At 60.6% G+C, this 12939-nt stretch carries 13 protein-coding genes; 10 read left to right on the top strand and 3 right to left on the bottom strand.

All coding sequences use genetic code 11. The features are described 5' to 3' along the window. Window positions 1-476: cation diffusion facilitator family transporter (locus tag ABYO54_RS06700; protein WP_372807473.1), on the top strand; the 476-nt coding region annotated here is incomplete at its 5' end. On the opposite strand, the gene ABYO54_RS06695 is transcribed toward ABYO54_RS06700, so the two are convergent. After that, window positions 469-1815, bottom strand: a complete 1347-nt coding sequence (locus tag ABYO54_RS06695) for a sulfatase-like hydrolase/transferase (RefSeq protein WP_372807472.1) — start codon at window positions 1813-1815, stop codon at window positions 469-471. The genes ABYO54_RS06700 and ABYO54_RS06695 overlap by 8 nt on opposite strands. Before the next feature lie 133 nt (window positions 1816-1948). On the opposite strand from ABYO54_RS06695, the gene ABYO54_RS06690 reads away from it, so the two are divergent. Beyond that, window positions 1949-2611: a hypothetical protein gene (locus ABYO54_RS06690; RefSeq protein ID WP_372807471.1), complete on the top strand. Its 663-nt coding sequence runs from the start codon at window positions 1949-1951 to the stop codon at window positions 2609-2611. Between the two features lie 21 nt (window positions 2612-2632). Here the strand turns inward: ABYO54_RS06690 and ABYO54_RS06685 are convergent, their stop codons facing one another. Next, window positions 2633-3136, bottom strand: a complete 504-nt coding sequence (locus ABYO54_RS06685) for a zf-TFIIB domain-containing protein (RefSeq protein ID WP_372807470.1) — start codon at window positions 3134-3136, stop codon at window positions 2633-2635. Between the two features lie 38 nt (window positions 3137-3174). Between ABYO54_RS06685 and ABYO54_RS06680 the strand changes: the two genes are divergently transcribed. The 6 genes from ABYO54_RS06680 (at window position 3175) to sfsA (ending at window position 7128) form a co-directional block, all read left to right on the top strand. Next, entirely contained in the window at window positions 3175-3489 is a 315-nt protein-coding gene (locus ABYO54_RS06680) for a nucleotidyltransferase domain-containing protein (protein ID WP_372807469.1), read from the top strand. Next, entirely contained in the window at window positions 3479-3871 is a 393-nt protein-coding gene (locus ABYO54_RS06675) for a HEPN domain-containing protein (RefSeq protein ID WP_372807468.1), read from the top strand. The genes ABYO54_RS06680 and ABYO54_RS06675 overlap by 11 nt, the downstream gene beginning before the upstream one ends. 38 nt (window positions 3872-3909) lie before the next feature. Beyond that, window positions 3910-4581 carry a polysaccharide deacetylase family protein gene (locus ABYO54_RS06670; RefSeq protein ID WP_372807467.1) on the top strand — a complete coding sequence of 224 codons (672 nt, stop codon included), beginning with the start codon at window positions 3910-3912 and terminating at the stop codon, window positions 4579-4581. A gap of 46 nt (window positions 4582-4627) precedes the next feature. Continuing rightward, window positions 4628-5239: an RluA family pseudouridine synthase gene (locus tag ABYO54_RS06665; protein ID WP_372807466.1), complete on the top strand. Its 612-nt coding sequence runs from the start codon at window positions 4628-4630 to the stop codon at window positions 5237-5239. Between the two features lie 263 nt (window positions 5240-5502). After that, window positions 5503-6396, top strand: coding sequence for an Hsp33 family molecular chaperone HslO (locus tag ABYO54_RS06660; RefSeq protein WP_372807465.1), 894 nt, complete (start codon window positions 5503-5505; stop codon window positions 6394-6396). A gap of 39 nt (window positions 6397-6435) precedes the next feature. After that, window positions 6436-7128, top strand: coding sequence for a DNA/RNA nuclease SfsA (gene sfsA, locus ABYO54_RS06655; RefSeq protein WP_372807464.1), 693 nt, complete (start codon window positions 6436-6438; stop codon window positions 7126-7128). Window positions 7129-7138: 10 nt separating this feature from the next. On the opposite strand, the gene ABYO54_RS06650 is transcribed toward sfsA, so the two are convergent. Continuing rightward, window positions 7139-8959, bottom strand: a complete 1821-nt coding sequence (locus ABYO54_RS06650; RefSeq protein WP_372807463.1) for a hypothetical protein — start codon at window positions 8957-8959, stop codon at window positions 7139-7141. A gap of 235 nt (window positions 8960-9194) precedes the next feature. Here ABYO54_RS06650 and ABYO54_RS06645 point away from each other — a divergent pair, with 235 nt between their 5' ends. Further along, complete coding sequence (locus ABYO54_RS06645) at window positions 9195-11393, top strand: C10 family peptidase (protein WP_372807462.1); 2199 nt, start codon at window positions 9195-9197, stop codon at window positions 11391-11393. A 110-nt stretch (window positions 11394-11503) separates the two neighbouring features. Then, entirely contained in the window at window positions 11504-12838 is a 1335-nt protein-coding gene (der, locus tag ABYO54_RS06640; protein ID WP_372807461.1) for a ribosome biogenesis GTPase Der, read from the top strand. Window positions 12839-12939 lie beyond the last annotated feature (101 nt).

Raw genomic sequence — 12939 nt, 5'->3', positions numbered from 1 at the left:
GCGAGCCCCACCACCACGGGCACGACCATGGACCTCATGAAGACCACAACCTGCGCGCCGCCTATTTCCATGTGCTGGCCGATGCGCTGACTTCCGTCGCGGCCCTGGTTGCCCTCTCGCTCGGCCGCTTGTTTGGCTGGTCGATTCTCGACCCGATCATGGGAGTGGTGGGCTCGCTGGTGATTGCCCGCTGGGCGGTGGGGCTGCTGAAAGACACCAGCGGCATCCTGCTCGATGGCAGCGTCGAGCCACCGCTGCTCGCCCGGATCCGTTCAACCGTGGAGGCGGCGGACTGCCACGTTTGCGACCTGCATGCCTGGGCGTTGGCTCCGGGAAACTTTGCCGTCATCCTGACGGTGGAAACGGCCGAATACCAAAGCCCGGCCGCGATCAAGGCCCTGCTGGCCGGCATCCCGAATCTCGTCCACATCACCGTGGAGGTTCATCCCCCGCAGCGTGCGCCCCGATTCACTTGACGGGCGTGGCCGATGCGTTGGGATCGATCTGCGGACCGCTGGGATTGGTCGATGCGTCTTTAAACCAATCGGCGTAGCGCTGTTGCATTTCCTGGAATTTCTCGGGGAAATCGGCGGAGCGGTCGATGCTCTCGGCGCGGTCGTCGTCCAGGTTGTAAAGGGCGCCCGTGTTCCCGGTCAGGACATATTTCCACGGGCCCAGCCGCGCCGCGCCGGTGTTTTTGAACGACCAGAACAGCGGGCGCTTCGGCAGCGGAGTGCCGTGGAGCATCAGCGGGGCGAGGTCGATTCCATCGAGCGGATATTCCGTTTTCGCCGGAACCGCGGCCAGCGAGGCGAAGGTGGGCAGCAGATCCATCGTCATGCCGACTTCTTCGGTAACGGCGGGCGCGATGGTGCCGGGCCAATAGGCAATGCCGGGCACGCGGACGCCGCCTTCGTAAACGGTGGCTTTGCTGCCGCGCAGGGCCGGATCGGCGGAATATTCCCCGCCAAGCCCCATGGAGTGGCCATTGTCGGAGCAGAAGAAAAAGACGGTTTTTTCCGCCAGGCCAAGTTCCTCCACCTTGGCCCGGATGCGGCCGACCTCGGCATCCATCGATTCGATCATTTCACGGTAGGCGCGTTTGGCGTCGATGCTGTTTTGGCTGACTTTGTCCGGCCCGCGGGTGGGCGGATCGTTCGGGCCTTGGATGGGATAGTGGGGCGCGCCGAAAGCGACATAGACGAAAAACGGCGCGTCCTTGGAGCGCTCGATGAAGTCGACCGTATGATTGCCGATCAGGGTGGTTTGATAGCCCTTTTCCGGCGTCAGCTGGTCCTGCTTCCACCAATCTTCCTGCATCGCCTGGTCGATGTGGCTCTGGTTGCAGACGTTGCCGCTCACGAAGCCGACATATTCGTCGAAGCCCTGGTGAATCGGGTTGAAGGTCGCGGGGTAGCCCAGGTGCCATTTCCCGAAAATCGCGGTTCGATATCCGTTGGCCTTCAGCAGGTCGGCGATGGTGGTTTCCTTGTGCGCCAGGCCGGCGTTGCGGTGGGAGGCGGCGGTGATGACGCCCGTGACGCCCGTGCGCTGCTGGTAGCGCCCGGTCATCAGGGCGGCGCGCGTCGGGCTGCAGACGGTTCCGTTGGAGTGGAAATCGGTGAACTTGAGCCCGTTCTTGGCCATGGCGTCGAGGTTGGGGGTCTGGATGCCGTGGCGGTTGCCGAAGCAGGAAAGCCCGGCGTAGCCCAGATCGTCGGCCATCATCAGGATAAAGTTGGGTTGCTCCGCCGCGCGGATGGCGGAAGAAAGGCAGAGTAGCGCCAGGGTAAAGGTCAGTGTTTTGGTTTTCATGTGGCTCCCGGGATTGCGTTGTTCAAGCATGGCATGTTGTGTACGAATAGGGACAGGATAGATTTTTGCGGGACGGATATTCCAGAAAAATATCCATTGCGTCGGGGGCGCGGCTGCGGGAAGCTGGCGGACTATGAAACGAATCCTGCAATTCATGACCACCATCGCCACGCTGGCCGTGCTCGGCTTCGTGGGCGGCACCTTCTTCTACGGCACGAAAACCGTCCACGCCCTGTTGGCCGAAAGCGCGGAGTTGAAGGAGGCCATCGCCGCCCTCACCCACGAGGACCAGATCGGCTTCGCCAAGGTCGTCAAGCAGGAGGAGCGCGACGGCCAGCTTTACACCACCATTCGGTTCGTCGAAACCGCGCGCGACGACATGCTCAACCGCGTGTTCGAAAAGGAATACGAAATCGAGGGCGACGTTGTCCATTTCGACGCCCTCGTCGTCACCTTTTCCGACCAGGCCGTGATGGACGGCAAGCAACGGGCGCTCTACCTTTGGCGGCGCATCTACGGCGAAAGCATGAGCCCGGCGGACGGCTTCGATATTTCAACGCCCGGCTCCCATCCGGAACGCTATGCCGATCTGCTGCGCAACCTCAAGCAGTCGGATCAGGACCTGTTCTGGGAAGCGATCTGGAATCTGGCCAACGATCCCAACGCGCTGCAGAAACACGGCGTGAAAGCGATTTTCGGCAACGCCGTCTACAAGCGCGTCCGCCCCGGACTGATCTATGTTTTCAAGATCGGCGCCGACGGCCAGATCTATCCCGAAACCGTGCTGGACATGTAGGCTGATGCTGGATGCTCGGGGCTAAAGAATATCCGAGAACAGATCGGCGAAGAAATCCACGACGGCATCGCCTGCGGCGTCCGCGGCCTGAACCAGTCCTTTCGCGCTGCCGACAAACAGCTCGGGCGCATAGAAGGCGATGTCGAAATTGATTTCGGAGATGGCGCCAAGATCAAACGCATGCGAACCGGATGGAACCGGGCCATAGAGGTCGCGCAGATCCGGGCCCTTGATCCAGGCATGCATGCAGGAGGTGCAGGCATGTACGTTTTTCCCTTTGTGCTTCATCGGCTCCATCGGCCAGCCGCACGCGGGGCAGCGGAGGGCGGCGACCGTGCCCGCCGCACCCGTGGTGGCCCGGGGAAGCGCCTTGACCGGGAGCCAGATCCCGCGGCATTCCGGACACTCGCGGACGGTCAGGCCTCTCTTCGTTTTCTTCGACATTTCGCATTGGTCAACCGGGCAGTTCATGTTCTCTCCTAAAATGTTGTGCACGATCTTGTCGGCAAATCGGTACGTTTGCAAACTTGTTCCGGGGAAGGCCGTTTGTTTATATCGGGTTCATGGATACGGCGCAGACCATAGATGAATTGATTCGGCAGATCGTTGAACTCGCTCACCCGCTTAAGGTTTTTTTATTCGGTTCGGCGGCAACCGGAAACATGACGGAACACAGCGATATCGATTTGCTGATCGTCATGCCGGAGGGAACCCACCGCCGGCAAACCGCCCAACACCTTTATCGCAATATTTCCAACGTGAAAACCGCTTACGATTTAGTCGTGGCCACGGTTTCCGACTTGGAGCGGCATGCCACCGATAGCGGACTTGTGTATCGTTCCGCCTTGGAAGAAGGGAAGCTCCTCTATGCCATCTAACGCCCCGGCCTGCGGATCGCCGCAAGACTGGCTTTCTCGCGCCGAAAGCGATTTAGCCCTGGCTTCCATCAAACCAATCCGCCGAATTCGGTTGGAAGATCTCTGCTACCATGCCCAGCAGTCGGTGGAAAAGGCGCTTAAAGCGGTTTTACTGTCGCTCGGCGTGGTGTTTCCGAGAACGCATAACATTAAAATTCTCGTCGAACGGCTTCCGGATACCTTGTTTTGCGAGCCGACATTGGATCGTGCGGCGGTTCTTACGGATTATTCGGTAACTGCCCGGTACCCGGGAGAGATCGAACCCGTAACCCGGGATGAGTTGAAAGAGGCGTTGCATATCGCAGCGGAAGTTTTGGAATGGGAAAAAACCGTTATTGGTTAGACCTGTACATGCGCACCTTCCGATTGGTTGTTGGTATTATGCTGTTGGTTTCTCCGCTCAACTCGCGTGCAGGCATTAAGCGTATCGGGACCGAAAAGAAGGTGGTGGCATTGACGTTCGACGACGGTCCGAATTCGCCGCATACCGAAAAGCTGCTGAAGGTGCTGGAGGCCAAGGGCGTGACGGCTACCTTCTTTTTGATCGGCAAACAGGTGGAGAACCATCCTGACCTTGCCCGGAAGATTGCAAAGGCCGGGCACGAGATCGGCGGGCATTCCTACGACTGGCAGTCGCTGGCGTTCAAACGCCGCAAGACGGTCGAGGCCCAGCTCGATAAAATGGACGCGGCCTTTGCAAGCGTGGGTATCACGAACCTGGCTCTGTTCCGACCGCCCAACGGATTGCTCTCGCCGGGGCAGGGCAAGATTCTCGAGGCGCGCGGGTTGGAGTATATTAGCGCCGACGTCGTGGTGGGCGATTGGAAAAACATCGATGCGGCAACCATCCGCGATCGGGTGGTGAAAAAAGTGCGTCCTGGTTCGATCATTGTGCTACACGACGGCGGCGGCAACCGCGCCGCGACGGTTCGGGCCGTCCCGATGATCATCGATGCGTTGCGGAAGCAGGGCTATTCCTTTTCGACCGTTGGGGCTTTGCTGGATTTTGGCTATACCCACAAAGACCCAAAGGGCTCCAGGAATCAGGAATAGGAAATCTTCGTGTTCTTCGTGCCATCGTGGTTAAACTCCTGCGGATATGTTGAAGATCATTTATCAAGACGAAGCGCTGATGGCGGTGGACAAGCCGACGGGATTGCTGAGCGTGCCGGGGCGCGGCGCGGACAAGCAGGACTGCTGTCTGGCGCGGGTGCGGGCGGAATTCCCGGAAGCGCTGATGGTGCATCGGCTCGACATGGATACCTCGGGCTTGATCCTGTTCGCCCGGTCGCCGGAGGTGCAGCGCGCGCTTTCGCTCCAATTCGAAAAGCGCGAGATTCAGAAGACCTATGTGGCCTTGATCGAAGGCTTGCTGGAGCAGGACGAGGGCATGGTCGATTATCCCATGCGCAAGGATATGGAACAGCGCCTGCCCCCGAAACACCTCGTTGATTGCGTCCGCGGAAAAAAGGCCGTCACCGAATGGCGGGTTCTGGAGCGTTCGGACGGCGTCACGCGCGTTGCGCTTTTCCCGAAGACCGGTCGGTCGCACCAGTTGCGCGTGCACATGCAGAGCATCGGCCATCCGATTGTCGGCGACAACATCTACGGCGTTGCGGGCGAGCGGCTGATGCTGCACGCGGAGTCGGTGGAACTGGCCCACCCCGCTACGGGGGAACCGCTGCACCTAAGGTGCCCCGCTCCGTTTTGATGGAATGTAGACGCGTGCTTCCGGCCGCGCTACGGCTGGAGCGGCAGACTCGGCGCATGCAACGAAGCAGGATGTAATTGCTGCCTGCCGGCTCAATTCGGCCTACGTGCCCACCACTTGACGGTGGACAAACCGACGGGGTTGCTCTCGGTGCCGGGCGGCGGGACGGAGTTTTGGCAGAATAAATGTGGACAGAATGATTCGAGCCGGAATAGGTTTTCGCACCTCGCATTTAATTCTCCACCCTTTAAAACCCATTCGATATGAACGATCTGCTCTACAAAGGACACTTCAAGGGACTCGACATTGCATTCACCTACGCGGTTGCCACCAAGGCGGTGAACGAAGCGGTTGTGCGGCACGACTGCGATCCGGCGGCGGCACATGTGCTCGGCCGCGCCACGACGGCCGCGCTGCTGGCGGCAACGCTGCTGCCGGAAGGCAACCGGCTCAACGTCTGTTGGAAATACCACGGGGCGCTCAAGACCATCGTGGCCGATGCCGGGCAGGACGGCACCGTCCGCTCCCTGATCTCGCCGAACCACCTCGCCGCCGAGGATGCGCACGACAACCTCTACGGCGAAACCGGCGACCTGCAGGTGATCACCACCAAGGAAGGCGCGATCGTCAATTCGGGTACCACCCCGGTTTCGCTGCACGACGTCGTGAGCGATCTCGCCTACCACTATTGCATCTCCGACCAGATCGAAACGGGCATGAGCGTGATGATCGGCTTCCAACCCGATCCGCAAAAGCCCGTGAAGCTCTGCCAGGGCTGGATGATCCAGGCGCTGCCCGGGACGGATTTGGAACGGTTCGACCGCATCCGCAGCCAGATGGACGAGCAAGGCTTCCGCAACCTGCTGAGCCACGACAGCGCGGCCGACAGCTATTTCGAGCAGATCGCCAAATCCTTGGTGGGCAAGGAGCCGGGCTACAAAGGCATTCATATGGAAGCCTGCCCGCTGCCCAAGTTCAAGTGCACCTGCAACCGCGAAAAGATGGCGGCGGTTTTGCGCGCCATCCCGATCCCCGACCGCATGACGATGGTCAAGCGCAAGGAGCCCGTCGGCATCAGCTGCCAGTTCTGCAAAAAACGCTACGAAATGACCATCAACGAGTGCATCGTTGCGTGGAACCGCAAGGTGGAAGGGTAGCGTTCTCCCGACCGCCCGCGGCCCTTGCTCCCACAGACCATGACTCTTCCGCCTGTCATTTTCGGGACGTTGCTCAAGCGCTACAAGCGGTTCCTGGCCGATGTGGAGCTCGACGACGGGACGGTCGTTACCGCGCATTGCCCCAACACCGGACGGATGACCTCCTGCGCCGAGCCGGGCTGGCGCGTGGCACTTTCCGACCGCCAAAACCCGAAGCGCAAATACCGCTATACCTGGGAGCTGGTGCATAACGGCGACTGCTGGATCTGCGTCAATACGGGCCGCGCCAACGAGATGGCCTTCGAAGCGGTGTCGAAGGGTTGGATTCCGGCGCTGTCGGGTTACGCCGAGGTGCTGCGCGAGCAAACCTTCGGCAACAGCCGCTTCGACCTGATGCTGCGAACGGGCGGCGACCTCTGCTACGTGGAGGTGAAAAACGTCACCCTTTTAGCGGACGACGGTTGCTATGCCTTTCCCGACGCGGTCACCGAGCGCGGCCGCAAGCACCTCAACGAGCTGATCGCCGTGGTCCAGGCCGGGCACCGCGCCGCGATGCTGTTCGTGATCCCCCGCTCCGACGGCAGCACCTTCCGCGCGGCGCATGAGATCGATCCGGCATATGCCGTCGCGCTGCAAGCCGCCGCGGATGCCGGCGTCGAACTCCACGCCTGGCGAGCCGAGGTTTCGCCGGAAGAGCTCCGGCTGGCCGGGAGCGTTGAGCGGTCGGCCTAGCCCATTCGGGTTATTCGAACCGGCGGATGCGGAAGAACTGGGTTGCATCTTCGCCAACCGGCACCGATCCGGATGCCGATGTCGGCTGGATCGGATAGGACAACGCCGAGAAGCCTTCGGTCAGATCGGCCGAGGTTTCGAGTTGGTACAGGGTCATGGGCTTGGCGTTCCAGTGGATCCGGTTTTCGGATATCCCGATTTTCAACGCGGAATTTTTGTCGTTTGGCGCGGTTCCAAGGAACCACTCTTCAAGGTTGGAGAACCCGTCTCCGTCCGGATCGCCGCTCGTTCCGCCGGTCGTCCCCGGGTATGCGCCCACCCAGCTGTCGGCCAAATTGTCGAGGTTCGCGTCTTTCAGCAACTGGACCACGCGGATCCAAATGGGCGGCGAAACGTTGCCCTGGAGATCGTCGAACCGGACCACGTAATACTCGTAGAACTCATTGTCGCCGGTCAGTTCCGTTGCATCGGCGGGCTCGTAGTTCGCGGCCGTTGGCGTGAAATACAAGATGAAGTCGTCCCCGTCGATGGACCAAGAAAAGGTGCCGAAATTGACGGTGTCCCCACTTGAGCTTCCGTAACTGTGCGGCCAGGCGCCGCCTTGGCGGTCGCTCATCGGGATGCGCACGGAGTTGACCCCCGATGCGGCGGAAGGCTGGCTGCTCGACGACCGGTAGATCGCATAGATTTTCCGATCGAATCCATAGGGCGGGGTGCTGTCCGCCGGGAAAACGGTGGAGATCTGGTCGGTATCCCAACTTCGGAGCGAGGCGCCGCGCCCATCGAGATGGGCCAGATAGTACATGAGGGCTTCCGTCAGGGTAGCGTCGCTTTCCGAATCGTCTTCGCTGCTGTGCGCCAAGCTCAAGGTATGGCCGATTTCGTGGCAGACGACCTCCTCGAAACTGACGGGATCGGTAAACGCGGATTTCGTGTGGTCGATCACGACGTAGCCTTGGGTCGTGAGGTCAAATTCATTTCCGCCGATGCGGCCGCCGATTCCGCCGAAATCCCAGACCATATACCGCAGCGTCCTGCCTCCGTCTCCGATGGCATAGGGATCGGTGATGTGGTCGTAGAGGTCATGCACCTGCACGTAGATGCGTCCATCGCCCCGGTCAAGGTCGGCGGAGGCCATGCCGAACGACTCGATTCCTGCGAAGGTGAAGGTCAAGGAAGTCGCGGCGGCCCAGGTATCGAAGGCATTGCGAACGGCGGCGAGCACCTCCTGCTTGGTCAGGCTCGGCGGCCAGGCATCCATGTCCACCACGTATTCGATCGGCTCGCCGCGGTCGCCTTGGAGAAAGCGGCTCGAAACGTTTTCGTATCCGGGAGCAAGCCCGGCCGTTTGCCGGAGCTCGGCCTCGATCGACGAAACGTCGATGCCGGCAGCCCGGTCGGCGGCGTCCCATGCTTCCTCGTCCTGCAGCATCGCCGCGAATTGGGATTCGGTTTCCCCCACGCTTCGCACGCAGTACAACGAGCCGTCGTCGCGCTGGGCGATGAAAAGGAGGTATTCCGCATTGGCCGCGTAGATGGGTTGGCGGCAGCTGTGTTCGCCGCGCCCATTGCAATCCCCCCCGCGGTGCTGGACTTCCACCGTCGCGCCGAAGGTTCCCTTGAAGGTTTGTTCCACCTTGAAGCCGGTGGCGGTATAGATGTGGTTCTCGGGTTCTTTCTCGAATGCGCGATTATTCAGGGCGGTTGCCCGACAAATGGCTTTCGATGTTGCAATGAGCTCCTCGAGCGTGGTTTCTGTCGAAACCCCCAACGAAACCATGGGCGCGAAGACCGCCATAAAGACGGTGAAAATATAGAAGTATGTTTTCATCTTTCACCTCCCGTTACGCCGCGACCCTAGATCTGCCATACGCCATTTGCAATCCAAAATAACGCACGATAACCCGCTCATTTCGGCGCCTCTTTTCTTTGTAAACACTTGCCATTCCGCAACAAGTGCGGGACTGGATAAATCGAGTTCGGTCTGGAAGATTTTCGAAAGTTTGGCACCATGCGTTTTGACGGAACGTTTCACGATTCATCGACACGAAACCGAAGGGACTGCCATGAAAAGGATAAGCCTACTCGCAGGGATGCTGGCCATGCAGGTATCCGGCGCACCGATCTCGCAGGAAACCGCGGTTGAATGGGCCACGAGCCGGATGGCGGGCAACCCGGTCATGTCAACGGAACCCCGTACCGCCGGCTCGGTGGAGGTCTTTCCCGGCGGAAGCGCCTATTCGGTCTACGTGGTGCATCTTTCGCCCAATGGCTATCTGATCCTGAACTCCGACGACCTGTTGCCGCTGCTTGTTTCCTTCAGCCCCGATTCCGCGGTGGATTTGACCGACCATCCGCAAAACGCCTTCCGCGCAATGCTCGTGGCGCATTGCGCGCGAATGGAAGAGACGCTGGCGAATCCGGTTGCGTCCAAAGCAACCGCCTCCGTTGCGCCGATGGCCGCCGCGGAGTTGCACGGCCCCTTCCTGGAAACCAGCTGGAACCAAAACAATCCATACAACCTGCGCTGCCCCGATGATCCGGCAGGAAGCCAGTACTACGACTACCGGGCCGCCGTCGGATGCGTGCCCACCGCCTATGCCCAGATGCTCGCCTTTCACCGCTGGCCGCTGCATGGACAGGGTTCGCACGCCTACACCGACAGTGCGGGCAGCATTACGGGACCGCACAGCGCCGATTTTTCCGACCCCTACGACTGGGCCGCCATGCAGAATGCCTACGATCCGTGGAACACCGACTCCGCCCCATCGAAGGATGCCGTTGCCGAATTGATGTATGAACTCTGCGTTGCCGCCGAAGTCAACTTTGAAAACGGCGGAACCAGCGCTAGTGCCTACACGCTGGGCAACCGTCTGGACGACTATTTCTTTTTCGAGCCGATCGTCTGGTCGTCTTCCGGTTCCAGCCTGATCGCACCGATGGAAGCCGAGCTGCGCGCCGGATTTCCCTGCATCGTTTCCATCCCCAACCATGCCGTTGTGGCCGATGGCCTGATGGTCGATGACGGGGAAACAACCTACCACATCAACTACGGATGGGGCGGGACGAACAATGGCTGGTGGACCGCCTCCGGGATTCCGGGCGGCGCCATGGATTCGGGCATCACCGCCATCCGCCCGCAGTTGCTCGCCTTCCCGCTGACCAACTCGGTCGCCGGCGCGGCCGGCGGTTCCGTCGAATTGCAGTGGATCCTCCCCAAACGGCGCGAAACCGAAGTTGCGCAACTGGCCATCAAAAAGTTCAACGACCAAACCAGCGCTTGGGAGCCTTTCGCCGTCGATGCCCCGCTTGCATCCCGCCGCTTTTCCGAAACCACCACCCTCTGGGACCCCTGCGATGATTTCTCGCAGTTTACGGTTTATTCAACGTCGCCCGAAAAAGAATGGGCCGTTACAAACGTTGCCGGAGTGGGCTCCTGCTTTGGAATTACGCCGGATGGGTATGGCGGCACCGAGCATGTCACCGCCACGGAAACCATTACGCCGACCGCATCCACCCGATTGCTGCTGCATACCCAATACAACTTGTATGCGGATCCGTTCCGTATTTCGGTCTCGGGCGATGGGACAACCTTTTCAGAAATCTGGTCGGCCACCGGTTCCGTCGATTGGTCCACCGTGTCCATCGACCTGTCGGCCTACGCGGGCCAACCCATTTATATCCGGTATGAATATGTCGTTGGCAGCTTTTATCCGGATGGCGGCATCTGGATCGATTCGATCAGCACGCAGGAAGTGGTCCACCCCGAGCTGGAGGGGCAGCCGTTGCATTACACGGTGCTGACGAACCTGCCGGCCGGATTGCACACGCTGGCGGCGGAGCTTTCGGACACGAACGGCGCGGCGCAGCGCTTGGCGCCGGCTTTTATTCTGGCGGTCGAGGATGCCGATGCCCTGCCGCAGGATTGGGAACTGGCGCACGGACTCGACATCTATGCCAACGACGAGGCGCTCGATCCGGACGGCGACGGCTACAGCAACCTCGAAGAATATATCTGCGGAACCGCGCCGACCAATTCCGCCAGCTGCTGGAAACTCGACCGCGCGGCGGGGGCATTGCCCGCCTTTTTCGGCTATGCCGGGCGGCAGTATGAAATCGAATATTGCGATAACCTGGCCTCCAATTTCTGGCGTCCCATGGCATCGGGCATTCTGGGGGCCGACGGGGCGATCCATGTGGCGGACTACGAATCGGCAACCAACGCCGCGCGCTACTACCGCGTGAACGTCCGGCACGTGGAGTAGCCGCCCTCCTCCAATCCCAACCGGAATCTTTTCCCCCTTTCCCGTTGTGCCGCTTGAGGGATTCGTGTATCACCCTCCGCACTATGGAAGAGACGAAGAGTAAAAGAGTTGTGGCGATTGTCGGTCGCCCGAACGTTGGCAAGTCGGCGCTGTTCAACCGCTTGGTGGGCCGCCGCGTATCGATCGTGCACGAGGAGGTCGGCGTGACGCGCGACCGCGTGGCGTGCGAAGCCAACTGGGAAGGCGAACGTTTCGAGCTGATCGATACGGGCGGACTGGGCCATTTCGACAAGCAGGTTTCGGAAGACCAGATCGTGGCCGGAACCGAGGTGCAAGCCAAAATCGCCATTGCCGATGCTTCGCTCATCATTTTCGTCACCGATATTTCGGCCGGGCTGACCCCGCTCGACCAGGAAGTGGCCCGGCTGCTGCATGAAAGCGGGCTCAACGTGATTCTGGCGGCCAACAAGGCCGACAACCCGGAACGCGACGAAGGCACCTACGATTTCGATCCGCTCGGCTTCCCGGTCTTCCCGGTTTCCGCGGTCCACAACCGCGGCGTGTCCGCGATGATGGAAACGCTGATTCCCATGCTGCCGGTCGAGGAGAACCCGACCGAGAAGGAGCCGCTGCGCGTCGCCGTGGTCGGCCGCCCGAACGCCGGGAAATCCTCCTACATCAACCGCCTGCTCAAGGATGAGCGCGTGATTGTCTCCGATGTGCCGGGCACGACGCGCGACAGCATCGAGATCCCCTTCACCATCGGCAAAGGCGCAACCGCGCGCCACTACCGGCTGATCGACACCGCCGGGGTGCAGAAGGATACGCGCTCCAAGGGCGCGGTCGACTGGTTCAGCAACCTGCGCACCGACAAGGCGATCGAAAGCGCCGACGTGGTGGTGATGGTGCTCGACGCCGAAACGGGCCCCACCACCCGCGACAAGAAGGTGGCCGCCAAAATCATCGAAGCCCAGAAGGGTTGCATCCTGCTTTGCAACAAGTGGGATCTGGCCAAGGATGCGGATGAGGACGTCACGCAGACCAAATACCTTCCGGCGCTGCGCGAGGCGCTGCCGTTCTTGGGTTTCGCCCCGGTTCTGTTCGTGTCGGCCAAGGACGGCTACAACATCAAGCGCAGCGTCGAGGCCATCGACTACGTTGCGGCGCAGACCCGCGTTGAAATCACGACGGGAGTGCTGAACCGGGTCATCGAACAGGCGGTCGAGAAATATCCTCCGCCGATCGCCAAGGGCAAGCGGTTGAAGGTCTTCTATGCCACGCAGTCCGGCACGAATCCGATCTACTTCAAGATTTTCGTGAACGATCCGACGTATGCGCGATCGAACTGGCTGAAATATCTGCAAAACCAGTTCCGCGAGGCCTTCGGCCTCGAAGGGGCGCCGATCTACATCAAACTCGTGGCCCGTTCCCGCCCCAAAAAGTGATGGCGGGCCAGCCGGGTCATTCCTGCTTTTTGGGCTCTTCCTTGAGCTGCAGAACCAGCTTGGGCGAATGGCCGGACTCCTTCGCGTAGAGATAGTAGAAG

Origin of the sequence: Pontiella sp., from assembly GCF_041622395.1 — a bacterium.
Lineage (GTDB): Bacteria > Verrucomicrobiota > Kiritimatiellia > Kiritimatiellales > Pontiellaceae > Pontiella.
This window is presented reverse-complemented; position numbering and strand designations above follow the sequence as displayed.

Bases quoted from the DNA above. Each gene is read 5' to 3' on its own strand.
- ABYO54_RS06670 (WP_372807467.1), top strand. From the start codon at position 3,910: ATGCTGTTGGTTTCTCCGCTCAACTCGCGTGCAGGCATTAAGCGTATC.
- ABYO54_RS06695 (WP_372807472.1), bottom strand. From the start codon at position 1,815: ATGAAAACCAAAACACTGACCTTTACCCTGGCGCTACTCTGCCTTTCT.
- ABYO54_RS06660 (WP_372807465.1), top strand. From the start codon at position 5,503: ATGAACGATCTGCTCTACAAAGGACACTTCAAGGGACTCGACATTGCA.
- ABYO54_RS06680 (WP_372807469.1), top strand. From the start codon at position 3,175: ATGGATACGGCGCAGACCATAGATGAATTGATTCGGCAGATCGTTGAA.
- ABYO54_RS06665 (WP_372807466.1), top strand. From the start codon at position 4,628: ATGTTGAAGATCATTTATCAAGACGAAGCGCTGATGGCGGTGGACAAG.
- ABYO54_RS06650 (WP_372807463.1), bottom strand. From the start codon at position 8,959: ATGAAAACATACTTCTATATTTTCACCGTCTTTATGGCGGTCTTCGCG.
- ABYO54_RS06675 (WP_372807468.1), top strand. From the start codon at position 3,479: ATGCCATCTAACGCCCCGGCCTGCGGATCGCCGCAAGACTGGCTTTCT.
- ABYO54_RS06645 (WP_372807462.1), top strand. From the start codon at position 9,195: ATGAAAAGGATAAGCCTACTCGCAGGGATGCTGGCCATGCAGGTATCC.
- sfsA (WP_372807464.1), top strand. From the start codon at position 6,436: ATGACTCTTCCGCCTGTCATTTTCGGGACGTTGCTCAAGCGCTACAAG.
- ABYO54_RS06690 (WP_372807471.1), top strand. From the start codon at position 1,949: ATGAAACGAATCCTGCAATTCATGACCACCATCGCCACGCTGGCCGTG.